Raw genomic sequence first — 21,488 nt, forward strand, 5'->3', positions numbered from 1 at the left:
GCCGAAGGCACGCGCAGCGAAAAGCGTGGGGGCAGTATCTTGACCGGCTGGCAAACCCTGTTCTACAAGGAAGTGCTGCGTTTCTGGAAAGTCGGTTTCCAGACCGTCGGTGCGCCCATCCTCACCGCTGTCATGTACATGCTGATCTTCGGCCATGTGCTGCAGGACCAGGTCAAGGTGTATGGCACGGTCAGCTACACCGCCTTCCTGGTGCCCGGGTTGGTGATGATGAGCGTGTTGCAAAACGCTTTTGCCAACAGCTCTTCCTCGCTGATCCAGAGCAAGATCATGGGCAGTCTGGTGTTTGTGCTGCTCAGCCCGCTGTCGCATTGGCACTGGTTTTTTGCCTATGTCGGTTCGTCGGTCGTGCGCGGTCTGGCAGTCGGCCTGGGCGTGTTTGTGGTCACCGTGTATTTCGGCCAGCCCAGCTTTGTGGCGCCCCTCTGGATTCTCGTGTTCGCGGTGTTTGGTGCGGCGCTGCTTGGCTCCTTGGGGTTGATCGCCGGACTGTGGGCCGAGAAATTTGACCAGATGGCAGCGTTCCAGAATTTTGTGATCATGCCGATGACCTTTCTCAGCGGCGTTTTCTACTCTATTCACTCCCTGCCGCCGTTCTGGCAAACCGTCAGCCACCTGAACCCGTTTTTCTACATGATTGACGGCTTCCGTTACGGCTTTTTCGGCGTCAGCGACGTGTCTCCGTGGCTGAGCCTGGCCATCGTGGGCAGCGCGCTGCTGGTGGTCAGCGGTATCGCGGTGAATTTGCTGCGTATCGGCTACAAAATCAGGCACTGATCAAATGACCCCCACGCTTGTCACTTCGTGTACTGCGCTGCCCCCGAGGGGGCGCTGCGCCCGCGGCCCCTGCTTGAATGAATACAGCTCCAGCGAAACCAACAAAATATGACCAGCGAAGAACTCCAAACCATCATTGCCGCAGGCCTGCCCTGCGAACACATCGAGCTCACCGGCGACGGCCGGCATTGGTATGCCACCATCGTGTCAGCAGCTTTTGAAGGCCAGCGCCTGATCCAGCGTCACCAGCGGGTGTATGCCACGCTGGGTGGGCGCATGCAGACCGACGAGGTGCATGCCCTGTCGATGAAAACCTACACGCCCGCCGAATGGGCCAACCACCCCGCAGAGTAAGACATGGACAAACTATTGATCAGGGGCGGCCGGTCGCTCTCCGGCACCGTCGATATCTCCGGCGCCAAAAACGCGGCCCTGCCCGAGCTGTGCGCGGCGCTGCTGACGGCAGACACCGTGACGCTTGACAATGTCCCGCGCCTGCAGGACGTGGCCACCATGCTCAAGCTGATCCGCAACATGGGCGTGACGGCAGAGCGTAGCGACAGCGCGCCCGGTCGTGTGGTCATCAATGCCGGCGCCCTGAGCTCACCTGAAGCGCCGTACGAGCTGGTCAAGACCATGCGCGCGTCGGTGCTGGCGCTCGGCCCGCTGCTCGCGCGTTTCGGCGAAGCCACGGTGTCTCTGCCCGGCGGCTGCGCCATCGGCTCGCGGCCGGTGGACCAGCACATCAAGGGCATGCAGGCCATGGGCGCCGACATCGTGGTCGAACACGGCTACATGATTGCCAAACTGCCGCTGGGGTCGAACGGCCAGCGCGGGCGCCTCAAGGGCTGCAGCATCCTGACCGACATGGTCACGGTCACCGGCACCGAGAACTTCCTGATGGCTGCCACCCTGGCCGAGGGCGAAACGATTCTCGAAAACGCGGCGCAGGAGCCCGAAATCGGTGACCTCGCCGAAATGCTGATCAAGATGGGTGCGAAGATTGAAGGTCAGGGAACCAGCCGCATCCGCATTCAGGGTGTGGAGCGCCTGCACGGCTGCACGCACCAGGTGGTGGCCGACCGCATCGAGACCGGCACCTTTCTCTGTGCCGTGGCGGCCGCCGGCGGCGACGTGGTGCTGCGCCACGGCCGCGCCGACCACCTCGAGGCCGTGATCGACAAGCTGCGTGACGCCGGTGCGGTGATCACCGCCGGCGACGGGTTCATCCGGGTCCAGGCCTCGGGGCGCATGCAGGCACAGTCCTTTCGCACCACCGAGTACCCGGGCTTTCCGACCGACATGCAGGCCCAGTTCATGGCGCTCAATGCGATTGCCGAGGGCCCGAGCAAGGTCACGGAAACGATTTTCGAGAACCGTTTCATGCACGTCAACGAGATGGTGCGCCTGGGCGCGAAGATCGAGATTGACGGCAAGTTCGCCATCATCGAGGGCGTTGAGAAGCTCTCCGGCGCCACGGTCATGGCGACCGACCTGCGCGCGTCGGCCAGCCTGGTGATTGCCGGCCTGGTGGCCGAGGGCGAGACGCTGATCGACCGCATCTACCACCTGGACCGCGGCTACGACCAGATGGAAACCAAGCTGCGCGGCATAGGCGCGGACATCGAACGGATCAAGGCATGATCACGCTCGTTACTCAGGAGTTGCCATCGTGATCACGCTCGCCCTGTCCAAAGGCCGCATCTTCGACGAAACCCTGCCGCTGCTGAAAGCCGCCGGCATCGAGGTGCTGGAAGATCCGGAAAAATCGCGCAAGCTGATCATCGGCACCAACCGGCCCGACGTGCGCGTGGTGCTGGTGCGTGCCACTGACGTACCCACCTATGTGCAGTACGGCGGCGCCGACATCGGTGTCACCGGCAAGGACACGCTGATCGAACACGGCGGCCAGGGCCTGTACCAGCCGCTGGACCTGCAGATTGCCAAGTGCCGCATGAGTGTGGCGGTGCGCGCCGGTTTTGACTATGAAGCGGCGGTGAAGCAGGGTTCGCGCCTGAAAGTCGCCACCAAGTTTGTCAGCATCGCGCGCGATTTTTTCGCGACCAAGGGCGTGCACGTCGACCTGATCAAGCTTTACGGCAGCATGGAACTGGCGCCGCTGACGGGACTGGCCGACGCGATTGTCGACCTGGTCAGCAGCGGCAACACGCTCAAAGCCAACCACCTGGTCGAGGTCGAGCGCATCATGGACATCAGCTCGCACCTGGTGGTCAACCAGGTCGCGCTGAAACTCAAGCAGGCGCCGATTCGCGCCATCATCAATGCATTTTCCTCGGCCATCGCCCGGCCTGTTGCTTGAGGTTGCTATGAAGTTAATAGCTGTTCCCGCCCGCCTGTCAACGGCTGAAGCCACTTTTGAGGCCCAATTCACGGCACGCCTGCACTGGTCGGCCGACACCGATGCAGCCATCGAGCAGCGCGTGGCCGACATCCTGGCCGATGTGCAGCAGCGCGGCGATGCGGCGGTGCTGGAATACACCGCGCGTTTTGACGGGTTGACGGCAGCCTCGATGACGGCGCTGGAACTCACGCAGGCCGAACTCAAGGTCGCTTTCGACACGATTCCCGCGGCGCAGCGGGAGGCCCTGCAGGCTGCCGCCGCCCGTGTGCGCAGCTACCACGAGGCGCAGAAAAAGGCCAACGGCGAGAGCTGGAGCTACCGCGACGAAGACGGCAGCCTGCTGGGCCAGAAGGTCACGCCGCTGGACCGCGTCGGCATCTACGTGCCGGGCGGCAAGGCGGCTTACCCTTCTTCGGTGCTGATGAACGCCATTCCCGCCCATGTGGCAGGTGTCGGTGAAATCATCATGGTGGTGCCCACGCCCAAAGGCGAAAAAAACGCGCTGGTGCTCGCTGCGGCCTATGTGGCGGGTGTCACACGCGCCTTCACCATCGGCGGCGCCCAGGCCGTGGCGGCACTGGCCTACGGCACGCAGACCGTGCCCAAGGTCGACAAGATCACCGGCCCCGGCAACGCCTATGTGGCCAGCGCCAAGAAACGTGTCTTCGGCACGGTGGGCATCGACATGATTGCCGGCCCCAGCGAAATCCTGGTGCTGGCCGACGGCAGCACGCCGGCCGACTGGGTGGCGATGGACCTGTTCAGCCAGGCCGAGCATGACGAACTCGCGCAGAGCATCCTGCTGTGCCCGGATGCGGCCTATATCGATGCTGTCCAGGAGGCCATCAATCGCCTCTTGCCCACCATGCCGCGTGCGGAAATCATTGCCAGGTCCCTCAGCGGCCGCGGCGCCCTGATCCAGACGCGCAGCATGGAAGAAGCCTGCGCCATCAGCAACCGCATTGCGCCCGAACACCTGGAAGTCTCCAGCCGTGACCCGCACCGCTGGGAGCCGCTGCTCAAACACGCCGGCGCGATTTTCCTGGGCGCCTACACCAGCGAATCGCTGGGTGACTACTGCGCCGGCCCCAACCATGTGTTGCCGACCAGCGGCACCGCGCGTTTTTCCAGTCCGCTCGGCGTCTACGACTTCCAGAAGCGTTCCAGCCTGATCGAGGTCAGTGAAGCCGGCGCGCAGACGCTGGGAAAAATTGCCGCTGAACTGGCGTATGGCGAGGGGCTGCAAGCGCACGCCCGTGCTGCCGAAATGAGAATGAAAAAACAATGAACGACGTTGCTCCTGCGCTGAAAAAACTGATCCGGCAAGACGTCCAGTCCATGCACGCCTACGCCATTCAGGATTCGGCCGGCATGATCAAGCTCGATGCGATGGAAAACCCGCACCGGCTACCACCGGCCCTGCAGGCCCACCTGGGCCAGCGGCTGGGCGCCCTGGCCCTGAACCGCTACCCGGACGGCCGCGTGAACGACCTGCGCCAGGCCCTGGCCGGCTACGCGCAGATGCCCGAAGGCTTCGACCTCATGCTGGGCAACGGCTCCGACGAGCTGATCTCGCTGCTGGCCATGGCCTGCGATGTGCCAGGTGCCTCGATTCTGGCGCCGTTGCCCGGCTTTGTGATGTACGCCATGAGCGCGCAGCTGCAGGGCCTGAAGTTCATCGGTGTTCCCCTGACGGCGGACTTCGAGCTGGACGAAGCCGCCATGCTCGCCGCGATCACCGAACACCAGCCGTCCATCATCTACATTGCCTACCCGAACAACCCGACGGCCAATCTCTGGGACGATGTGGTGATCGAGAAGATCATTGCTGCGGCGCCCGGCCTGGTGGTGATCGACGAGGCCTACCAGCCCTTTTCGAGCAAAAGCTACGTCGACCGCATCGGCCGGCACAGCCATGTGCTGCTGATGCGCACGCTGAGCAAGTTCGGCCTGGCCGGCGTGCGGATTGGCTACATGATGGGCCCGAAAGCCCTGATCGCCGAGATCGACAAGGTGCGCCCGCCCTACAACATCAGCGTGCTCAATTACGAGTGCGCGCTGTTCGCGCTCGAACATGCCGACGTGTTTGCGGCGCAAGCCCAGGAAATACGGGCACAACGTGCTATTCTTTTCGAAGCGCTGCAGGCCTTGCCGGGGCTCAAGACCTGGAAAAGCGATGCCAACATGATCCTGGTGCGGGTGCCCGATGCCCAGAAAACCTTCGAGGGCATGCGGGCACGCAAGGTGCTGGTCAAAAACGTTTCTAAAATGCATCCATTGCTGGCCAACTGCCTGCGCCTGACCGTTGGCACCGCCGACGACAATGTGCAGATGCTGGCAGCCCTCAAAGAATCCCTATGACCACCCCCACTGCCACGGCGCCCCTTGCCCCCAGAACGGCCGAAGTCTCGCGCAACACCGCCGAGACACAAATCACCGTCAAGCTCAACCTCGACGGCACCGGCCAGGCCCGGCTGTCCACGGGCATCGGCTTTTTCGACCACATGCTGGACCAGATCGCCAGGCACGGCCTGATTGATCTGGACATCCAGGCCAAGGGCGACCTTCACATCGACGGCCACCACACGGTGGAAGACGTGGGCATCACCCTGGGGCAGGCCGTGGCGCAGGCCGTCGGCGACAAGAAAGGCCTGCGCCGCTACGGCCACGCCTATGTGCCGCTGGACGAAGCGCTGTCGCGCGTGGTGATTGATTTTTCGGGCCGGCCCGGACTGGACATGCACGTGCCTTTCAAGAGCGGCATGATCGGCGCCTTCGACAGCCAGCTGGCCTACGAGTTCTTTCAGGGCTTCGTGAACCACGCTTTTGTGACCCTGCATATCGACAACCTCAAGGGCGACAACGCGCACCACCAGGCTGAAACCGTCTTCAAGGCCTTCGCCCGTGCCCTGCGCATGGCGCTGGAGATCGACCCCCGGTCGGCGGGCGTGATCCCGTCGACCAAAGGCTCGCTGTAGGCTGTTTTATATGTTTTCGCCTTCCGGCCCTTGTTGCATATGCGCGAGCAGCTATAAAAACAGTAGCAAAACTTCCTCCTGATGGCCAAATTCAAGAAAATCGCGGTGGTGGACTACGGCATGGGCAACCTGCGTTCGGTGTCGCAGGCGGTCCAGCACGTGACGGCCGACAGCGGTTTCGAAGTGCTCGTGACCTCCCGCGCCCAGGACGTGCTGGACGCCGACCGCATCGTGCTGCCCGGTCAGGGTGCCATTGCCGACTGCATGCACGATCTGCAGGCCTCGGGCATGCTGGAGGCGGTGCTGCAGGCGGCCGCCAGCAAGCCGCTGTTCGGCGTCTGTGTCGGCATGCAGATGCTGCTGGACCACAGCGCGGAGGGGCGGGGCGGCGAAGGCACGCGCGGTCTGGGCCTGATTCCGGGCGAAGTGCTCAAGTTTGACCTGGCCGGGCGGCTTCAGCCTGACGGCAGCCGGTTCAAGGTGCCGCAAATGGGCTGGAACCAGGTCTACCAGCCGGTGCCGGTGCATCCCTTGTGGGCGGGCATTCCCGACGCATCCTGGTTTTATTTCGTGCACAGCTTTTACGCGCGTCCGTCGGATGCGCGCCACACCGCGGGCGAGGCCGACTACGGCGCGCGCTTCACGGCAGTGCTTGCGCGCGATAATATTTTCGCCACCCAGTTCCACCCTGAAAAAAGCGCAGACCAGGGACTGGCCCTGTATCGCAACTTCCTGCACTGGAATCCCTGATTTACCACGCCGGCCCGCCTGCCCCGTCCGCTTACCGCCCTGTCGCACCGCTTTTCCTCACGTTTCACTTTCATCCACCGTTGCCTCATTGCCCATGCTACTCATCCCCGCGATTGACTTGAAAGACGGCCATTGTGTGCGCCTCAAACAGGGCGATATGGACCAGTCCACCATCTTCAGTGAAGACCCGGCCGCCATGGCGCGCAGCTGGGTGGACAAGGGCGCGCGCCGCCTGCACCTGGTGGATCTGAACGGGGCGTTTGCCGGCAAGCCGAAGAACGAAGCGGCCATCCGCAAGATCCTGCTGGAAGTCGGCAGCGAGATCGACGTGCAGCTGGGCGGCGGCATCCGCGACCTGGACACCATCGAGCGTTACCTCGACTCCGGCCTGCGCTACGTGATCATCGGCACGGCGGCGGTAAAAAACCCCGGCTTCCTGCAGGATGCCTGCACGGCGTTTGGCGGCCACATCATCGTCGGGCTCGACGCCAAGGACGGCAAGGTCGCGACTGACGGCTGGAGCAAGATGACCGGCCATGAAGTGGTGGACCTCGGAAAGAAGTTCCAGGACTACGGCGTCGAATCCATCATCTACACCGACATCGGCCGCGACGGCATGCTCACCGGCATCAACATCGAGGCCACCGTCAAGCTCGCCCAGGCCCTGACGATTCCCGTGATCGCCTCTGGCGGCCTGTCCAACATGGCCGACATCGAGGCGCTGTGCGCGGTCGAGGACGAAGGCATTGAAGGCGTGATCTGCGGCCGCTCGATTTACAGCGGCGACCTGGACTTTGCCGCGGCGCAGGCCAAGGCAGACGAACTCAATGGATAACCCCCCGAAGCGGCCTGTGGCCGCCTCCCCCGAGGGGGCGCCACCTGCGGACCGGCAAAGCCGTTCCGCGATGGCCCTGATCTAAAACCACGCCGGCCTGCTGATCTTGTTAGCTAAAAGAATCATCCCCTGTCTGGACGTTACCGGCGGCCGCGTCGTCAAGGGCGTCAACTTTGTCGAGCTGCGCGATGCCGGTGACCCGGTCGAGATTGCGGCGCGTTACAACGAGCAGGGCGCCGACGAGCTGACCTTTCTGGACATCACCGCCACCAGCGACGGGCGCGACCTGATCCTGCACATCATCGAAGCGGTGGCGTCCCAGGTCTTCATTCCGCTGACGGTGGGCGGCGGGGTGCGCACGGTGGAAGACGTGCGGCGCCTGCTCAATGCCGGCGCCGACAAGACCAGCTTCAATTCGGCCGCGCTGGCCAACCCGCAGGTGATTGAAGACGCCTCCGGCAAATATGGCGCGCAGTGCATCGTGGTGGCCATCGATGCCAAGCGGCGTTCCGACGAAGAGGCGCTGACACGCGGCCCCGGCTGGGACGTCTACAGCCATGGCGGCCGCAAGAACACCGGGCTGGACGCCGTGGCCTGGGCCAGCGAGATGGCGCGGCGGGGCGCTGGCGAGATTTTGTTGACCAGCATGGACCGCGACGGCACCAAGTCCGGCTTCGACCTGGCCTTGACACGCGCGGTCAGCGACGCTGTCAGCGTGCCGGTGATCGCCTCTGGCGGCGTCGGCAACCTCGACCACCTGGCTGACGGCATCCAGATCGGCGGCGCCGACGCCGTGCTGGCCGCCAGCATCTTTCATTACGGCGAATACACGGTGCAGCAGGCCAAGGTCCATATGGCCGCGCGCGGCATCCCGGTCCGTCTGTAGTTCCAGGCCTTTTTGGCCTCCAGCCCCCGTCTGGTGGTCGCAAGAAGCTATAAATTTGATAGTAAACACGAGCGTGCGCGGAACAGACTCCCATTTCAGCCGGGGCCGCGGGTCCGGCTTTGCCGGCCCGCAGGCGCAGCGCCCCCTCGGGGGGCAGAGAGCTACGCGTAGCGAGCGAACGTGGGGGCGATAATACTTCGATGAACTGGTTAGACGACATCCAATGGGACGACAAGGGCCTGATCCCGGTCATCACGCAAGAGGCATCGAGCGGCGACGTGCTGATGTTCGCCTGGATGAATCGCGAGGCGCTGCAGAAGACTGCCGAACTCGGCCAGGCCGTGTATTTCAGCCGCTCGCGCGGGCGCCTGTGGCACAAGGGCGAAGAGTCCGGCCACCTGCAGACCGTGCACGAGATCCGGCTGGACTGCGACAACGACGTGATTTTGCTCAAGGTGACGCAACTCGGCCATGAACCCGATCAGCCAGGAATTGCCTGCCACACCGGGCGCCACAGCTGCTTTTTCAGCCTCTACAAAAACGGCCAATGGGTGGTGACCGAGCCGGTCCTCAAAGACCCGACAAGCATTTACAAGTAAGCCATGACTTCCAACGACTCCCTGCAGCGCCTCGCGCAAACCATCGAAAGCCGCAAGCCGGCCCGCGGCGGCGACCCGCAAACCAGCTACGTGGCGCGTCTGCTGCACCAGGGCCCGGACGCCTTCCTGAAGAAAATCGGTGAAGAGGCCACAGAAACCGTGATGGCTGCCAAGGACCTGGAGCACGGCGGCGCCACGCCCGAACTCAGCGCGAAGCTGGTGGGTGAAGTTGCCGACCTGTGGTTTCACAGCCTGATCGCGCTGGCGCACTACGGCCTGTCGCCGGCCGACGTGATTGCCGAGCTGGAGCGCCGCGAAGGCACCAGCGGGATCGAGGAAAAAGCCCTGCGCAAGGCGCAAGCCCGCGAAGCCGCTGAAAAATGATACGAAGCAAGAAAGGCTACCCATGAGCGAGACCGACCTGGCTGAATTCGACAGCAAGAACCCGAACGACCGCCTCGTCATGCATGTGCTGTACGGCCTGCACACGCTGGCCTGGTTCAGCGGCGGCGTTTTTGCGGTCGTTGCGCTGATCGTCAACTACGTGCGGCGTGCCGAGGAGTCCGACTTGCTGTACATCGACCACCACAACTACATGATCCGGACCTTCTGGTGGACGCTGATGTGGCTGGTCCTGCTGTCGCCGCTGTGGCTGCTGCTGTTCCTGCCGGGTGCCATCGCCTACGGCATCGTCTGGCTCTGGTACCTGTACCGCTGCATCCGCGGCTGGATGCGCTTCAACAGTCACCGGCCTGCCCGCAACCTGCCTCTTGTCTGACCCCTTGCGCCGCAACCTCCCATGAGCCCGTCCAGCCCCCACGCCCCCGACAACTGCATTTTCTGCAAGATCGCCGCCGGCCAGATCCCCAGCCGCAAGGTGTACGAAGACGACGAGATTTTCGTTTTTCATGACATCCATCCCTGGGCACCGGTGCATTTCCTGATGATCCCCAGGACCCACATGGCGTCGATGGCCGATGTCGGACCCGAACACGCAGGCCTGCTGGGCCGCATGATGGCGCTCGCTCCCCGGCTGGCCCTTGAACAGGGCTGCAAGCCCTATCCAGAAGGCGGTTTCCGCATGGTGGTCAACACCGGCGCGGAAGGCGGACAGGAAGTGCACCACCTGCACATCCATGTCATGGGCGGCCCGCGGCCCTGGCTGAAGGGTTGAGACGGCAGGGTAAATGCCCACTTGAGCCGCCCCCGCCGAGCCCCAGCTAAAGCAGTCACGCTGGCAGGGTGGTTTATGCGGGTCATTCCCGCCCATTCGTGTGGCAAGGCCATTTAGAATGGACACAATGTTGTGCAAGCTTGCAATTAAAGTTTAGGAGAGAAACATGGGCTCATTTTCCATTTGGCACTGGCTGATCGTGTTGTTGATCGTCGTGATGGTGTTCGGTACCAAGAAACTCAAGAACATGGGCAGCGACCTTGGTGGCGCTGTCAAGGGCTTCAAGGACGGCATGAAAGAAGGCGGGCAGAGCGCCGCCGATGCCAAGGACACCCCGCCCGGCCAAGTCAGCCACGCCCAGACCACCGACAAAGCCACGATCGACGTGGAAGCCAAGCAGAAATCCTGATCAGGATGGCTGCCCCCACACTCGCCACCGCATGTGTTGCGTCATGCGGGGCCTGATCTCCAATGATTGATCTCGGCATCTCGAAAATCGCGCTGATAGGCGCTGTGGCCTTGATCGTGATCGGCCCGGAGAAACTGCCGCGGCTGGCGCGCACGGTGGGCACCCTGCTGGGCAAGGCGCAGCGTTATGTGGCCGACGTCAAGCAGGAAGTCAACCGCTCGATGGAGCTCGACGAGCTCAAGAAAATGAAGGAAACGATGGAAGGCGCCGCCCGCGACGTCGAAAACTCCATTCAGACCAACGCCAGTGATTTCGAGAAATCGTGGGCGGAAACCACCGGCACGGCCGCCAGCGACGAGTTGCCCGGGATGATCAGTTTCCCCGAGTACAAACACCCGAAAAAAAACTGGCGCCTCAAGCAGGGCGCCACGCCGCAGTGGTACAAGGCCCGTTCGGGTACGCGCACGCGCGCACAGTCCGGCGCGGCGCGTGTGGCGCGGTTTCGCCCCCGTTCCGGCCCTTCCTCCGGGCGCCATGCCTGATTTTCCTGATCTTCCTTTTTTCGCGCAATTCCCGGCGCCACCCCATCAGCGCAAACACCTTCCATGAGCGACCCCAACACCGACAAGCCCGACGAACTCGCGGGCACCGAGCAGCCTTTCGTGCAGCACCTGATGGAGCTGCGCGACCGGATGATCAAGGTGGTCATCGCGATTGGCGTCTGTGCGGCCCTGCTGGCGCTGTACCCCGGCCCGGGCGCGCTGTACGACCTGCTCGCCGCGCCGCTGGTGGCAGCCCTGCCCAAGGGGGCCACGCTGATCGCCACCAACGTGATTTCGCCGTTTGTGGTGCCGATCAAGATTCTTTTCATGGCCGCCTTCATGATTGCGCTGCCGGTGGTGCTGTACCAGGTCTGGGCCTTCGTGGCGCCCGGCCTGTATTCGCACGAGAAAAAGCTGGTGATGCCGCTGGTCATCTCCAGCACCTTGCTGTTTTTTATCGGTGTGGCCTTTTCCTACTATTTTGTGTTCGGCCAGGTCTTCAGCTTCATCCAGAGCTTTGCACCCAAGTCGATCACCGCCGCGCCAGATATCGAGGAATACCTCAACTTCGTGCTCGGCATGTTCTTGGCGTTCGGCCTGGCCTTTGAGGTGCCGATTGCGGTGATCCTGCTGGTGCGCATGGGCGTGCTCACCGTGGCGCAGCTGCGCGAATACCGCGGCTACTTTTGGGTGATCGCCGCCATCGGTACCGCGCTGGTCACGCCGCCCGACGCCGGCTCGATGATCATCCTGCTGCTGGTGGTCGGCGGGCTGTACGAAGTCGGCATCCTGGCCGCGCAGATGTTCGTCAAGCACACCGTCAAGCCCGGCGCCGAGAGCGACACCGAGGCTGCCAAGCCCTAAGCAAAAAAAGGCCTGCGGCCCTTGTCTACAGGGCGCAGCCAGCTCTCGAAGTGATAGCGTCGGCAGCGCCTTAGCGCTGGATTTTGGGCCGCTGCCGGGTCCCCGGCACCACGCTGATTTCCGTTTTCCTGTCCTTGCGCAGAACCCCCAGCGGTGCCGCCACACCGGGCTTGAGGGCCGCCACCGCGCTCAGCAATTCGGTCACCGTGCGCACCGGCTTGCCTGCCACGGTGGTGATCACGTCGCCCGGCACGATGCCGGCCTGCGCGGCCGGACCGTTTTGCAGCACACCGGTGATGATCACGCCGCCTGCGCCCAGTGCCTCGGGCTTGATGCCAAAGGTCTCGGCGACTTCGGGGCTCAGGTCCTGCGGCTCCACACCTATCCAGCCCCGTGTCACCTGGCCGTCCTTGACGATGCTCTCGAGCACCTGCTTGCCGGTGGACACCGGGATGGCAAAGCCGATGCCCATGGAGCCGCCCGAACGCGAATAGATCGCGGTGTTGATGCCGAGCAGCCGGCCTTGCGTGTCGACCAGCGCGCCGCCGGAATTGCCCGGGTTGATGGCGGCGTCGGTCTGGATGAAGTTCTCGAAGGTGTTGATGCCCAGCTGGTTGCGGCCCAGCGCGCTGACAATGCCGCTGGTGACGGTCTGGCCGACACCGAAGGGGTTGCCGATGGCCAGCACCGGGTCACCCACCTGCAGGGTGTCGGAGCTGCCGAGCACGATGACCGGCAGCTTGTCGAGTTCGATTTTCAGGATCGCCAGGTCGGTTTCCGGGTCGGTGCCTATGACTTTGGCCTTGGCCTTGCGCGTGTCGTTGAGGATGACCTCAATGTCGTCCGCGCCTTCGACCACATGGTTGTTGGTCAGGATGTAACCGTTGGGGCTGACGATCACGCCACTGCCCAGTCCGACCTGCGGCTCGTTTTGCCCCCCCTGGTCGCCAAAAAAGAACTTGAACCAGGGGTCGTCCATGTTCGGGTTGCGGGCTGCCGCCTTGCTGGTGTTGATGCTGACCACCGCCGCCGAAGCCGCCTTGGCCGCCGCGGCAAAGCTGCCGGCCGGTGCCGGCGCGCCCGGCAGGCCGGCCGGCGCTTCGATCACCGCCACCGAGCCGATGCCTGGCCGGTTCAGCCACTGGGGCTTGAGCGTGGCCACCACAAAGTAGGCGGCCAGGAAAACCGTTACGGTTTGGGAAAACAGAAGCCAGAATTTGCGCATGGTGGGTCCAGAAGGAAACGGCCGTGAAGACGGAAAAACCAGAAAAGCAGAAAACGCGGCTGGGCAGGAAAGCGGGGGCCGGCAGGCAATTGCCAGAAGTTTCGATTTTCTCCCACTTTGCGCGGGCGTGGCCGGCCGCGGAGCCATGTCCTGCGCGTCCTGGCTGGAGGGGAGATAATTTGCAGCAACCCTGCGCCCATGCAACCGCTCCGGTTTCGGGCCTCAAACACAAGGAATCCGTCATGAAAGCTGCCAGTGTCCTCGCCACCATCGGAAACACGCCGCATATCCGGGTCAACCGGCTGTTTGGTGCGGCCTGCCAGACCCACCAGATCTACATCAAATCGGAGCGCAGCAACCCCGGCGGCTCCATCAAGGACCGCATCGCGCTGTCCATGGTGGAGGCGGCCGAACAATCGGGCGCGCTCCAGCCCGGGGGCACCATCATCGAGCCGACCTCGGGCAACACCGGCGTGGGCCTGGCGATGGTGGCGGCCGTCAAGGGCTACACGCTGGTGCTGGTGATGCCCGACAGCATGAGCATCGAGCGGCGCCGCCTGATGCTGGCCTACGGCGCCAGTTTCGAGCTCACGCCGCGCGAAAAAGGCATGAACGGGGCGATTGCCCGCGCCAAAGAGCTGGTAGCGCAGACCCCCGGCTCCTGGATGCCGCAGCAGTTTGAAAACCCGGCCAACATCGACATTCACGTGCGCACGACAGCGCAGGAAATCCTGGCGGATTTTCCTGACGGCGTGGACTACCTGATCACCGGAGTCGGCACCGGCGGGCACCTGAGCGGTGTCGCGCAGGTGTTGAAGGCCAAATTTCCGCGCACCCAAGTCTTTGCGGTGGAACCCTCGGCCTCGCCGGTGATCAGCGGCGGCAAACCCTCGCCGCACCCGATCCAGGGCATAGGCGCGGGCTTCATTCCGGCCAACCTGAAAACCAGCCTGCTGGACGGCGTGATCCAGGTCGAAGGCGATGCCGCCAAGGACTATGCCCGCCGCAGTGCGACCGAAGAGGGCCTGCTGGTCGGCATTTCCTCAGGCGCCACGCTGGCCGCCATTGCCCAGAAGCTGCCGGAGATTCCTGCCGGCAGCACGGTGCTGGGTTTCAACTACGACACCGGTGAGCGCTACCTGTCGATTGAAGGCTTCCTGCCTTGAAACAAGCCCCCACGCTTGTTGCTGCGCGTACTGCGCTGCCTCCCGAGGGGGCGCTGCGCCTGCGGCCCGGCGAAGCCGGTTCCGCGGCCCCGGCTGGAAAAGAAAGGTGGGGTGTCCATGAGTTCTGACAGCTCCGCGATTGCGCCGCGCGCCCTGTTGCTGGGCGCTTTTGACCAGTTGCTGCAGCCCGAAGGTTTCAAGGACTATGGGCCGAACGGCCTGCAGGTCGAGGGCAAGGCGGAGGTGCGCAAGATCGTCTCCGGCGTCACCGCCAGCCTGGCGTTGATCGAAGCGGCGGTGGCCGCGCAGGCCGACGCGATTTTTGTGCACCACGGCCTGTTCTGGCGCGGGCAGGACGGCCGGGTCACCGGCTGGATGAAGCAGCGGCTGGCACTGCTGCTGGCACATGACATCAATCTCTACGCCTACCATTTGCCGCTCGACGCCCATCCCGGACTCGGCAACAACGCGCAACTGGGCCTGCAGCTGGGCTTGAAGGCGGACCGCTGGTTCGGCGAGAACAAGCTGGGCTTCCTGGGCGGGCGCAGCGGCGCCGAAGAAGGTTTTGCCAGCGCCGCCAGCCTGGCTGCCCATGTCGAAAATGCATTGAACAGGCCGGTTACCCTTGTCGGTCTTGCGCCGGCAGCTATTAAAAACATAGCATGGTGCAGCGGTGGTGCGCAGGGCTACTTCGAGGACGCGATTGCCGCCGGGGCCGATGCCTTCATCACCGGCGAGATCTCCGAGCCCCAGGCGCATTACGCCCGCGAGATGGGCGTGGCCTTCATTGCCTGCGGTCACCATGCGTCCGAGCGTTACGGCGCGCCTGCGGTGGCGGCGCACGTGGCCGCGCAGTTCGGGCTGGCGCACGAGTTCATCGACATCGACAACCCGGCCTGAGAGTGGTGTGTGTTGTCAGGCCGGCGTCTTGCGTGGGCGGGCGCCATGGCCGTTGCGTGCTTGGTGCGGCCGCACCGAGCGCATGGCATTCCAGCTGACGCCCAGCTGGGCGTTTTCCACCGGCACGGCCTGACGGCTGATCTCGTCGAGCAGGGCGGCGCGTGAGCGCATGCCGCGCGCCGCCATGGCCATCTCCTCGGCCTCGTGCAGCAGCTGGGCCACGTCCCGGCCCGCGCCGGTCAGATGAACCATACCGACGCTGATGTCGGCGCTGATCCGGATGCGTTCGCCACTCAGCGCGCTGATCTCCAGCGGCCGCCGCAGGCTGGAGGCCTCGCGCAATCCCATGGTGCGTATCCAGTCGGGCGAATGCATGCTTTCGATCAGCACCACGAAACAGCGGTCGTCATACCGACCCGCGGGGTTGACGACGCCGGTGTGGCGCTGCATGCCGGTCTGCAGCAGCACTGACGGCCGGCCGGTGTCGAGCGCCAGCCAGTACAGGCCGAGTTGCAGTGGAAGGGTCAGCAGGCAGCCGGCAGCCAGCCCCCAGGCGAGTCGGTCGCCCTGCTGCGCCGCGCGCACGGCCAGCCACAAGGCCACCGACAGGCTCAGGATGGCCAGCGCCGCCGACGCCGGCAGTTGCCAGCCAGGCGCGAGCAGCAGGCACAGCGGCCCACCCGTCAGACACAGAATGCTGGCACTGCGAAAACCCAGTTCGGTGAGCCGGTCGCGCCTGGCGGCGGCCAGCCACTGACTCGCACCGTGCGTACCCAGGCCGCCGCACATGGGCCCGAGCAGCACCTGGGCCGTGTGCAGCCAGGACGCATCGGGGCGTGGCAGCAAGGTTGCAGCAAGACCGCTGAGCAGGAGGAAAAAACCCCAGCAGGCCGTGAGGTAAATCAGGCTCTGCACACTGGCCCGGCTTCGGCTGAAGAGCGCGTCTGCCGCGCCGAGCAGAACCACCAGGCCCATCGATCCTGCGGCGGCGCTCCAGATGATGGTTTCGGCCGTGTTCATGCCGCTTCCTTGTGCGGCGCAGGGGCGCCGCAGAGCGTTTGCGCGAGAATACCGGCAGGATGCATGTCTTCGCTTTCCCTTGCACAGTGGCCCTGTCGGCTACTCGTCCGTCAGGTGGGCCGGCAAGCAGCTTGTGGACGCCGTGGCGCGCCCGGCAAACCATTATGAGACGAACAGACCACCAGAGGAAGACATGCACGAGTTGAGAAACCGGCCTCTGGCCATCACCATGGGCGATCCGGCCGGGATCGGGCCGGAAATCATCGCCAAGGCTTTTCGCGACGCGCCGGCCGAGCTGGCCGGCTGTGTCGTGGTCGGTGATGTCGCCAGCTTGCGCCGCGCCGCACAGCTGGTGGGCGGCGGTGCGGCTCGGGCATCCCCCGTGGCCCAACTCGACGCGGCCAGCCACTGGCAGGACGTGCCGCCGCGCTGCATCCCGGTGCTACAAAAATGTGAGCTGCCTGCGCCCGTGGCGTTTGGGAAAATCAGTGCTTTGGCTGGAAAAGCGGCGGCGGACTGCATTGTCTGGGCGGCCCGCGCGACCCTGGCCGGCGAGTGCGCGGCCATGGTCACCGCGCCGATTCACAAGGAGGCGCTGGCCGCCGCCGGCACGGCGTTTGCGCGTTTCCCCGGCCACACCGAACTGCTGCAGGCCGAAGCCGCGGCCTTTCTCGGCAAGGACGTGTCCGCGTTGCCGGTGCGCATGATGCTGGCCAACGATGAGCTCAAGACCGTGCTGGTCAGCATCCACCTCTCTCTTCGCGAGGCGATAGCCGCCGTCACCTTCGACAACGTGTTGCAGACCCTGCGCATCACGCATCAGGCGGTGCGTAGCGCCTCGGGCGGCAGGGCGCGCATTGCGGTAGCCGGCCTCAACCCGCATGCGGGCGAGGGCGGACTGTTCGGCCGCGAAGAGCTGGACATCATCGCGCCGGCGATCGCCAGGGCCCGCGAAGAGGGGCTGGATGTGAGTGGCCCCTTCGCGCCCGACACCGTGTTCATGAGAGCCCGCGCCCCGGCCGATCGGGACGGCGAGTTCGACGTGGTGGTGGCGATGTACCACGACCAGGGCCTGATCCCGGTCAAGTACCTCGGGGTGGAGCAGGGCGTCAATGTCACGCTGGGCCTGCCGCTGGTGCGCACCAGCCCGGACCACGGCACCGCGTTTGACATTGCGGGCACAGGAAGGGCCGACCCGTCCAGCCTGCTGGCGGCCATTCGCATGGCACGAAGGCTGGCCGCCTTAAGCGGTTAAAACGCCTGCGGTCAAACAGGGACGGGCGTCAACAGCTATCAAATCAATATCAAAAGCCATGACTTTTCAAGCGGGGGCCGCCGGTCTGGCTTCGCCAGCCGGCAGGCGCCGCCCCTGAGGGGGAGGGCCGCTACACGAAGTGAGCGGCCAACGGGGGGAACCTACTTCCTTAGGCTGTCCCGGATCTCCCGCAACAGCACCACGTCTTCGGACGGGGCGGCGGGCGCCGCCGGTGCTGCCGGGGTTTCCCTCTTCAGGCGATTGATCTGCCTGATCATCAGGAAGATGATGAACGCCAGAATGGCGAAGTTGACCGCCACCGTGATGAAGTTGCCATAGGCAAACACCGGAACGCCGGCCTTTTTCAGCGCGTCGAGTGTCATGACCGTGCCCGCAGGCACACTGCCCAGGACGACAAAAAGATTCGAGAAGTCGATCTTGCCGACCAGCGCGCCCACCAGCGGCAGGATCAGGTCGCTGACCACCGAATCCACAATCTTGGCGAAAGCGGCGCCTATGATCACGCCCACCGCGAGATCGACGACGCTGCCCTTGACGGCAAACTCCTTGAATTCCTGCATCATTCCCATGGTGTTCTCCTTGTGCTGCTTCTGTTGGCCGCCACCAGACGTTTCCTGGGGCAAGAAGGCGATTATCAGTGTTGCCGGGCCCACCGTGCCAGCCACCGGTCCTGGGCGCCTGATGCCGCAGTCGCACCGTCGGGATGGCTTTCCCGCCTTGAAAAAGAACTTCGCGCTCCGTTACAATCCCGGGTTGACCCCAATAAGCCCTCTTTCAAGTTTTTCAAGCCCTGTTCTTGTAGGACATCCATGACCCAAGCAAGCCTTAACGTGCCGCCCGGCGCACCGATTGACAAAGACAAAAGAAACTGGATCGTGACCACTTGCGCCGTCGGCGGTGCCGGCGTGGCCGCTGTCGCGGTGCCCTTCGTCAGCACCTTCCAGCCTTCCGAGCGTGCCAAGGCCGCCGGTGCGGCTGTCGAGGTGGATATCTCGGCCCTGAAGCCCGGCGAGAAGCTCACGGTGGAATGGCGCGGCAAGCCGGTGTGGATTGTCAGGCGCACGCCCGAGCAGCTGGCCGAACTGCCCAAGCTCGATGCGGAGCTGGCCGATCCGAAGTCGCTGCGAAAACCCGGGGAACTCACGCCGGAGTACGCGCGCAATGAACACCGCTCGATCAAACCGGAATTCCTGGTGGCCGTCGGCATCTGCACCCACCTGGGTTGCTCGCCCAGCGACAAGTTCCAGCCGGGGGCCCAGCCCTCGCTGCCCAATGACTGGGCAGGCGGTTTCTTGTGCCCTTGCCACGGCTCGACCTTCGACATGGCCGGCCGTGTCTTCAAGAACAAGCCGGCGCCGGACAACCTCGAAGTGCCGCCCCACATGTACCTGTCAGACGCCAAGCTGCTGATTGGCGAAGACAAAAAAGCCTGAAGCTTTGCTGGACATTCCGCAGGCGCCGCGACGCCCGCCAAGTCCCCCATCGAGTAGCAAATAGGACCCCTTATGGCTGAATTCAAAGAAATTTCCCCCGAAGCGCCGGCTGCCGCCAGGTTGATGAACTGGGTCGACAACCGTTTCCCGGCGAGCAAGCTCTACAAAGAGCACATGAGCGAATATTACGCACCGAAGAACTTCAACTTCTGGTACGTGTTCGGCTCGCTGGCCCTGCTGGTGCTGGTCATCCAGATCGTCACCGGCATTTTCCTGACCATGCATTACAAGCCCGACGCCGCACAGGCGTTCGGTTCGGTCGAGTACATCATGCGCGACGTGCCCTGGGGCTGGCTGATCCGCTACATGCACTCGACCGGCGCCTCGGCATTTTTTGTCGTGGTCTACCTGCACATGTTCCGCGGCCTGCTCTACGGCAGCTACCGCAAGCCGCGCGAGCTGATCTGGATTTTCGGCTGCGCGATTTTTCTGGCACTGATGGCCGAGGCCTTCATGGGCTACCTGCTGCCATGGGGGCAGATGAGCTACTGGGGCGCCCAGGTGATCGTCAACCTGTTTGCCGCGATTCCCTTCATCGGTCCCGATCTGGCCCTGCTGATCCGCGGCGACTACGTGGTCGGCGACGCCACGCTGAACCGCTTCTTTGCCTTTCACGTGATTGCCGTGCCGCTGGTGCTGCTGGGCCTGGTGGTGGCGCACCTGATTGCGCTTCACGAAGTCGGCTCCAACAACCCTGACGGTGTGGAAATCAAGAAGCACAAGGATGCAAGCGGCAAGCCGCTCGATGGCATTCCTTTCCATCCCTACTACACGGTGCACGACATCTTTGCCGTCAGCGTGTTCCTGATGATCTTCTCGGCCATCATCTTCTTTGCGCCTGAGGCGGGCGGTTATTTCCTCGAATACAACAACTTCATCCCGGCCGATTCGCTGAAGACGCCGCTGCATATCGCCCCGGTGTGGTACTTCACGCCCTACTACTCGATGCTGCGCGCCATCACCAGCGAGATGATGTACGCCCTGATCGCCTGCGTGCTGGCGGGTGCGGTGCTGGGTGTGCTCAAGGCCAGGATGGCCGGCCTGTTCAAGGCCATCATCGTGGGCGCAGCCGTCGTGCTGATTGCCGCGATGCTGATGATCGACGCCAAGTTCTGGGGCGTGGTTGTCATGGGCGGCGCGGTCATCATCCTGTTTTTCCTGCCCTGGCTGGACAACAGCGCAGCCAAGTCGATCCGTTACCGGCCCACCTGGCACTCCTGGTTGTACGGCATTTTTGTCGTCAACTTTCTGGTGCTCGGTTATCTGGGCATCAATCCGCCCTCAGTGATCAACGAGCGCGTCTCCCAAGTTGGAACGCTGTTCTATTTCGGCTTCTTCCTGTTGATGCCCTGGTGGAGCCGCCTGGGTACTTTCCGGCCGGTGCCTGAGCGCGTGACTTTTGCTGCCCATTGAGCGGAGATCCTGACATGATGAAAACACTGAAAAAAATCGCTCTGGGCCTGGCGACTGTGCTTGCGCTTTCCGCGACCGCTGCATCTGCGGCCACCACCGGCATAGCCTGGGACAAGGCGCCCAGCAAGACCAACGACCTGGGCGCTCTGCAAAACGGCGCCAAGCTGTTCGTCAACTACTGCCTGAACTGCCACTCCGCAGCGTTCATGCGCTACAACCGCCTGAAGGACATTGGCCTGACCGAGCAGCAGATCAAGGACAACCTGCTGTTTCCCACTGACAAGGTGGGCGAGACCATGAAGGCCTCGATCGACCCCAAGCAGGCCAAGGACTGGTTTGGCGGCAATCCGCCTGACCTCACCGTGATCGCCCGTTCACGCGCCGGCGCTGGCGGCTCGGGTGCCGACTACCTCTACACCTACATGCGCACTTTCTACCGCGACGAAACCACCGCCACCGGCTGGAACAACCTGGCCTTCCCCACGGTGGCCATGCCACATGTATTGTGGGAACTGTCGGGCGAGCGCAAGCCCCTGTACGAGGAAAAGGAAGAGCACGGCCACAAGGTGGCGGTCTTCAAGGGCTGGCAGCAAGTGACACCCGGTACCATGACGAACCTGCAGTACGACCAGGCCATGGGCGACCTGGTTGGCTACCTGCAATGGATGGCCGAGCCGGCACAAAATACCCGTGTCAGGGTCGGTGCCTGGGTGCTGTTGTTCCTGCTGTGTCTGACTTTTGTTGCCTGGCGCCTGAACGCGGCGTTCTGGAAAGACATCAAGTAATTTTTTTTCGCCGGGG

26 protein-coding genes are annotated in these 21,488 nt (G+C 63.7%); 23 read left to right on the forward strand and 3 right to left on the reverse strand.

Annotated elements, in window-relative coordinates; all coding sequences use genetic code 11:
- The first annotated feature begins 39 nt into the window (after positions 1 to 39).
- The 17 genes from PSV26_RS10360 to tatC all read left to right on the forward strand — a co-directional run bounded on the left by PSV26_RS10360 (position 40) and on the right by tatC (position 12,194).
- Complete coding sequence (locus PSV26_RS10360; protein WP_300570375.1) at positions 40 to 795, forward strand: ABC transporter permease; 756 nt, start codon at positions 40 to 42, stop codon at positions 793 to 795.
- Between the two features lie 108 nt (positions 796 to 903).
- Positions 904 to 1,149 carry a BolA family protein gene (locus tag PSV26_RS10365; protein ID WP_300511830.1) on the forward strand — a complete coding sequence of 82 codons (246 nt, stop codon included), beginning with the start codon at positions 904 to 906 and terminating at the stop codon, positions 1,147 to 1,149.
- A 3-nt stretch (positions 1,150 to 1,152) separates the two neighbouring features.
- The gene (murA, locus tag PSV26_RS10370) at positions 1,153 to 2,439 is read left to right on the forward strand and encodes a UDP-N-acetylglucosamine 1-carboxyvinyltransferase (RefSeq protein ID WP_300570378.1); all 1,287 of its coding nucleotides are present in this window, start codon (positions 1,153 to 1,155) and stop codon (positions 2,437 to 2,439) included.
- A 28-nt stretch (positions 2,440 to 2,467) separates the two neighbouring features.
- A complete protein-coding gene (hisG, locus tag PSV26_RS10375; protein ID WP_300511828.1) occupies positions 2,468 to 3,115 on the forward strand; it encodes an ATP phosphoribosyltransferase in 648 nt (215 codons plus the stop codon).
- Positions 3,116 to 3,122: 7 nt separating this feature from the next.
- A complete protein-coding gene (hisD, locus tag PSV26_RS10380; RefSeq protein ID WP_300570381.1) occupies positions 3,123 to 4,445 on the forward strand; it encodes a histidinol dehydrogenase in 1,323 nt (440 codons plus the stop codon).
- Positions 4,442 to 5,518: a histidinol-phosphate transaminase gene (hisC, locus tag PSV26_RS10385; RefSeq protein WP_300511826.1), complete on the forward strand. Its 1,077-nt coding sequence runs from the start codon at positions 4,442 to 4,444 to the stop codon at positions 5,516 to 5,518. The genes hisD and hisC overlap by 4 nt, the downstream gene beginning before the upstream one ends.
- Positions 5,515 to 6,135, forward strand: a complete 621-nt coding sequence (hisB, locus tag PSV26_RS10390; protein WP_300511825.1) for an imidazoleglycerol-phosphate dehydratase HisB — start codon at positions 5,515 to 5,517, stop codon at positions 6,133 to 6,135. The genes hisC and hisB overlap by 4 nt, the downstream gene beginning before the upstream one ends.
- 81 nt (positions 6,136 to 6,216) lie before the next feature.
- The gene (hisH, locus tag PSV26_RS10395; protein ID WP_300511824.1) at positions 6,217 to 6,885 is read left to right on the forward strand and encodes an imidazole glycerol phosphate synthase subunit HisH; all 669 of its coding nucleotides are present in this window, start codon (positions 6,217 to 6,219) and stop codon (positions 6,883 to 6,885) included.
- Between the two features lie 94 nt (positions 6,886 to 6,979).
- Positions 6,980 to 7,720, forward strand: coding sequence for a 1-(5-phosphoribosyl)-5-[(5-phosphoribosylamino)methylideneamino]imidazole-4-carboxamide isomerase (hisA, locus tag PSV26_RS10400; RefSeq protein WP_300511823.1), 741 nt, complete (start codon positions 6,980 to 6,982; stop codon positions 7,718 to 7,720).
- Positions 7,721 to 7,826: 106 nt separating this feature from the next.
- A complete protein-coding gene (gene hisF / locus PSV26_RS10405; protein ID WP_300570384.1) occupies positions 7,827 to 8,606 on the forward strand; it encodes an imidazole glycerol phosphate synthase subunit HisF in 780 nt (259 codons plus the stop codon).
- Between the two features lie 200 nt (positions 8,607 to 8,806).
- A complete protein-coding gene (gene hisI, locus PSV26_RS10410) occupies positions 8,807 to 9,205 on the forward strand; it encodes a phosphoribosyl-AMP cyclohydrolase (protein WP_300511821.1) in 399 nt (132 codons plus the stop codon).
- 3 nt (positions 9,206 to 9,208) lie between these two features.
- Positions 9,209 to 9,589, forward strand: coding sequence for a phosphoribosyl-ATP diphosphatase (locus tag PSV26_RS10415; RefSeq protein ID WP_300570387.1), 381 nt, complete (start codon positions 9,209 to 9,211; stop codon positions 9,587 to 9,589).
- A gap of 22 nt (positions 9,590 to 9,611) precedes the next feature.
- Positions 9,612 to 9,983 (forward strand): hypothetical protein, encoded by a 372-nt coding sequence (locus tag PSV26_RS10420; RefSeq protein WP_300570390.1) that lies wholly within the window; start codon positions 9,612 to 9,614, stop codon positions 9,981 to 9,983.
- A 21-nt stretch (positions 9,984 to 10,004) separates the two neighbouring features.
- Positions 10,005 to 10,379, forward strand: a complete 375-nt coding sequence (locus PSV26_RS10425; protein ID WP_300570393.1) for a histidine triad nucleotide-binding protein — start codon at positions 10,005 to 10,007, stop codon at positions 10,377 to 10,379.
- Positions 10,380 to 10,545: 166 nt separating this feature from the next.
- A complete protein-coding gene (tatA, locus tag PSV26_RS10430; protein ID WP_300570396.1) occupies positions 10,546 to 10,788 on the forward strand; it encodes a Sec-independent protein translocase subunit TatA in 243 nt (80 codons plus the stop codon).
- 62 nt (positions 10,789 to 10,850) lie between these two features.
- Positions 10,851 to 11,330: a Sec-independent protein translocase protein TatB gene (tatB, locus tag PSV26_RS10435; RefSeq protein ID WP_300570399.1), complete on the forward strand. Its 480-nt coding sequence runs from the start codon at positions 10,851 to 10,853 to the stop codon at positions 11,328 to 11,330.
- Between the two features lie 63 nt (positions 11,331 to 11,393).
- Positions 11,394 to 12,194, forward strand: a complete 801-nt coding sequence (tatC, locus tag PSV26_RS10440) for a twin-arginine translocase subunit TatC (protein WP_300570402.1) — start codon at positions 11,394 to 11,396, stop codon at positions 12,192 to 12,194.
- 70 nt (positions 12,195 to 12,264) lie between these two features.
- Here tatC and PSV26_RS10445 read toward each other — a convergent pair whose 3' ends face one another.
- Positions 12,265 to 13,419 (reverse strand): trypsin-like peptidase domain-containing protein, encoded by a 1,155-nt coding sequence (locus tag PSV26_RS10445; protein WP_300511814.1) that lies wholly within the window; start codon positions 13,417 to 13,419, stop codon positions 12,265 to 12,267.
- Positions 13,420 to 13,661: 242 nt separating this feature from the next.
- Here PSV26_RS10445 and cysK point away from each other — a divergent pair, with 242 nt between their 5' ends.
- Positions 13,662 to 14,585 (forward strand): cysteine synthase A, encoded by a 924-nt coding sequence (gene cysK, locus PSV26_RS10450; RefSeq protein WP_300570404.1) that lies wholly within the window; start codon positions 13,662 to 13,664, stop codon positions 14,583 to 14,585.
- Between the two features lie 117 nt (positions 14,586 to 14,702).
- Positions 14,703 to 15,485, forward strand: coding sequence for a Nif3-like dinuclear metal center hexameric protein (locus PSV26_RS10455; protein ID WP_300511812.1), 783 nt, complete (start codon positions 14,703 to 14,705; stop codon positions 15,483 to 15,485).
- A 15-nt stretch (positions 15,486 to 15,500) separates the two neighbouring features.
- Here PSV26_RS10455 and PSV26_RS10460 read toward each other — a convergent pair whose 3' ends face one another.
- Positions 15,501 to 16,505, reverse strand: coding sequence for a hypothetical protein (locus PSV26_RS10460; protein ID WP_300570406.1), 1,005 nt, complete (start codon positions 16,503 to 16,505; stop codon positions 15,501 to 15,503).
- Between the two features lie 193 nt (positions 16,506 to 16,698).
- Here PSV26_RS10460 and pdxA point away from each other — a divergent pair, with 193 nt between their 5' ends.
- Complete coding sequence (pdxA, locus tag PSV26_RS10465; protein WP_300570408.1) at positions 16,699 to 17,760, forward strand: 4-hydroxythreonine-4-phosphate dehydrogenase PdxA; 1,062 nt, start codon at positions 16,699 to 16,701, stop codon at positions 17,758 to 17,760.
- A 161-nt stretch (positions 17,761 to 17,921) separates the two neighbouring features.
- Here the strand turns inward: pdxA and mscL are convergent, their stop codons facing one another.
- Positions 17,922 to 18,350 (reverse strand): large conductance mechanosensitive channel protein MscL, encoded by a 429-nt coding sequence (mscL, locus tag PSV26_RS10470; RefSeq protein WP_300511808.1) that lies wholly within the window; start codon positions 18,348 to 18,350, stop codon positions 17,922 to 17,924.
- Positions 18,351 to 18,590: 240 nt separating this feature from the next.
- Between mscL and petA the strand changes: the two genes are divergently transcribed.
- The 3 genes from petA to PSV26_RS10485 all read left to right on the forward strand — a co-directional run bounded on the left by petA (position 18,591) and on the right by PSV26_RS10485 (position 21,472).
- Entirely contained in the window at positions 18,591 to 19,214 is a 624-nt protein-coding gene (petA, locus tag PSV26_RS10475) for a ubiquinol-cytochrome c reductase iron-sulfur subunit (RefSeq protein WP_300563400.1), read from the forward strand.
- Positions 19,215 to 19,286: 72 nt separating this feature from the next.
- Positions 19,287 to 20,687 (forward strand): cytochrome bc complex cytochrome b subunit, encoded by a 1,401-nt coding sequence (locus PSV26_RS10480; protein WP_300511806.1) that lies wholly within the window; start codon positions 19,287 to 19,289, stop codon positions 20,685 to 20,687.
- Positions 20,688 to 20,704: 17 nt separating this feature from the next.
- On the forward strand, positions 20,705 to 21,472 hold the full coding sequence (locus PSV26_RS10485) for a cytochrome c1 (RefSeq protein WP_300511881.1): 768 nt from the start codon (positions 20,705 to 20,707) through the stop codon (positions 21,470 to 21,472).
- The last annotated feature ends 16 nt before the right edge of the window (positions 21,473 to 21,488 follow it).

The sequence above is a fragment of the Polaromonas sp. genome (assembly GCF_029945685.1).
Taxonomy (GTDB): Bacteria; Pseudomonadota; Gammaproteobacteria; order Burkholderiales; family Burkholderiaceae_C; genus Polaromonas.

What these genes read in the sequence shown, in the direction of transcription:
- PSV26_RS10365 (WP_300511830.1), top strand. Translation starts at nt 904, where the DNA reads ATGACCAGCGAAGAACTCCAAACCATCATTGCCGCAGGCCTGCCCTGC.
- murA (WP_300570378.1), top strand. Translation starts at nt 1,153, where the DNA reads ATGGACAAACTATTGATCAGGGGCGGCCGGTCGCTCTCCGGCACCGTC.
- hisD (WP_300570381.1), top strand. Translation starts at nt 3,123, where the DNA reads ATGAAGTTAATAGCTGTTCCCGCCCGCCTGTCAACGGCTGAAGCCACT.
- hisC (WP_300511826.1), top strand. Translation starts at nt 4,442, where the DNA reads ATGAACGACGTTGCTCCTGCGCTGAAAAAACTGATCCGGCAAGACGTC.
- hisB (WP_300511825.1), top strand. Translation starts at nt 5,515, where the DNA reads ATGACCACCCCCACTGCCACGGCGCCCCTTGCCCCCAGAACGGCCGAA.
- hisH (WP_300511824.1), top strand. Translation starts at nt 6,217, where the DNA reads ATGGCCAAATTCAAGAAAATCGCGGTGGTGGACTACGGCATGGGCAAC.
- hisA (WP_300511823.1), top strand. Translation starts at nt 6,980, where the DNA reads ATGCTACTCATCCCCGCGATTGACTTGAAAGACGGCCATTGTGTGCGC.
- hisI (WP_300511821.1), top strand. Translation starts at nt 8,807, where the DNA reads ATGAACTGGTTAGACGACATCCAATGGGACGACAAGGGCCTGATCCCG.
- PSV26_RS10415 (WP_300570387.1), top strand. Translation starts at nt 9,209, where the DNA reads ATGACTTCCAACGACTCCCTGCAGCGCCTCGCGCAAACCATCGAAAGC.
- PSV26_RS10420 (WP_300570390.1), top strand. Translation starts at nt 9,612, where the DNA reads ATGAGCGAGACCGACCTGGCTGAATTCGACAGCAAGAACCCGAACGAC.
- PSV26_RS10425 (WP_300570393.1), top strand. Translation starts at nt 10,005, where the DNA reads ATGAGCCCGTCCAGCCCCCACGCCCCCGACAACTGCATTTTCTGCAAG.
- tatA (WP_300570396.1), top strand. Translation starts at nt 10,546, where the DNA reads ATGGGCTCATTTTCCATTTGGCACTGGCTGATCGTGTTGTTGATCGTC.
- tatB (WP_300570399.1), top strand. Translation starts at nt 10,851, where the DNA reads ATGATTGATCTCGGCATCTCGAAAATCGCGCTGATAGGCGCTGTGGCC.
- tatC (WP_300570402.1), top strand. Translation starts at nt 11,394, where the DNA reads ATGAGCGACCCCAACACCGACAAGCCCGACGAACTCGCGGGCACCGAG.
- PSV26_RS10445 (WP_300511814.1), bottom strand. Translation starts at nt 13,419, where the DNA reads ATGCGCAAATTCTGGCTTCTGTTTTCCCAAACCGTAACGGTTTTCCTG.
- cysK (WP_300570404.1), top strand. Translation starts at nt 13,662, where the DNA reads ATGAAAGCTGCCAGTGTCCTCGCCACCATCGGAAACACGCCGCATATC.
- PSV26_RS10455 (WP_300511812.1), top strand. Translation starts at nt 14,703, where the DNA reads ATGAGTTCTGACAGCTCCGCGATTGCGCCGCGCGCCCTGTTGCTGGGC.
- PSV26_RS10460 (WP_300570406.1), bottom strand. Translation starts at nt 16,505, where the DNA reads ATGAACACGGCCGAAACCATCATCTGGAGCGCCGCCGCAGGATCGATG.
- pdxA (WP_300570408.1), top strand. Translation starts at nt 16,699, where the DNA reads ATGCACGAGTTGAGAAACCGGCCTCTGGCCATCACCATGGGCGATCCG.
- mscL (WP_300511808.1), bottom strand. Translation starts at nt 18,350, where the DNA reads ATGGGAATGATGCAGGAATTCAAGGAGTTTGCCGTCAAGGGCAGCGTC.
- petA (WP_300563400.1), top strand. Translation starts at nt 18,591, where the DNA reads ATGACCCAAGCAAGCCTTAACGTGCCGCCCGGCGCACCGATTGACAAA.
- PSV26_RS10480 (WP_300511806.1), top strand. Translation starts at nt 19,287, where the DNA reads ATGGCTGAATTCAAAGAAATTTCCCCCGAAGCGCCGGCTGCCGCCAGG.
- PSV26_RS10485 (WP_300511881.1), top strand. Translation starts at nt 20,705, where the DNA reads ATGAAAACACTGAAAAAAATCGCTCTGGGCCTGGCGACTGTGCTTGCG.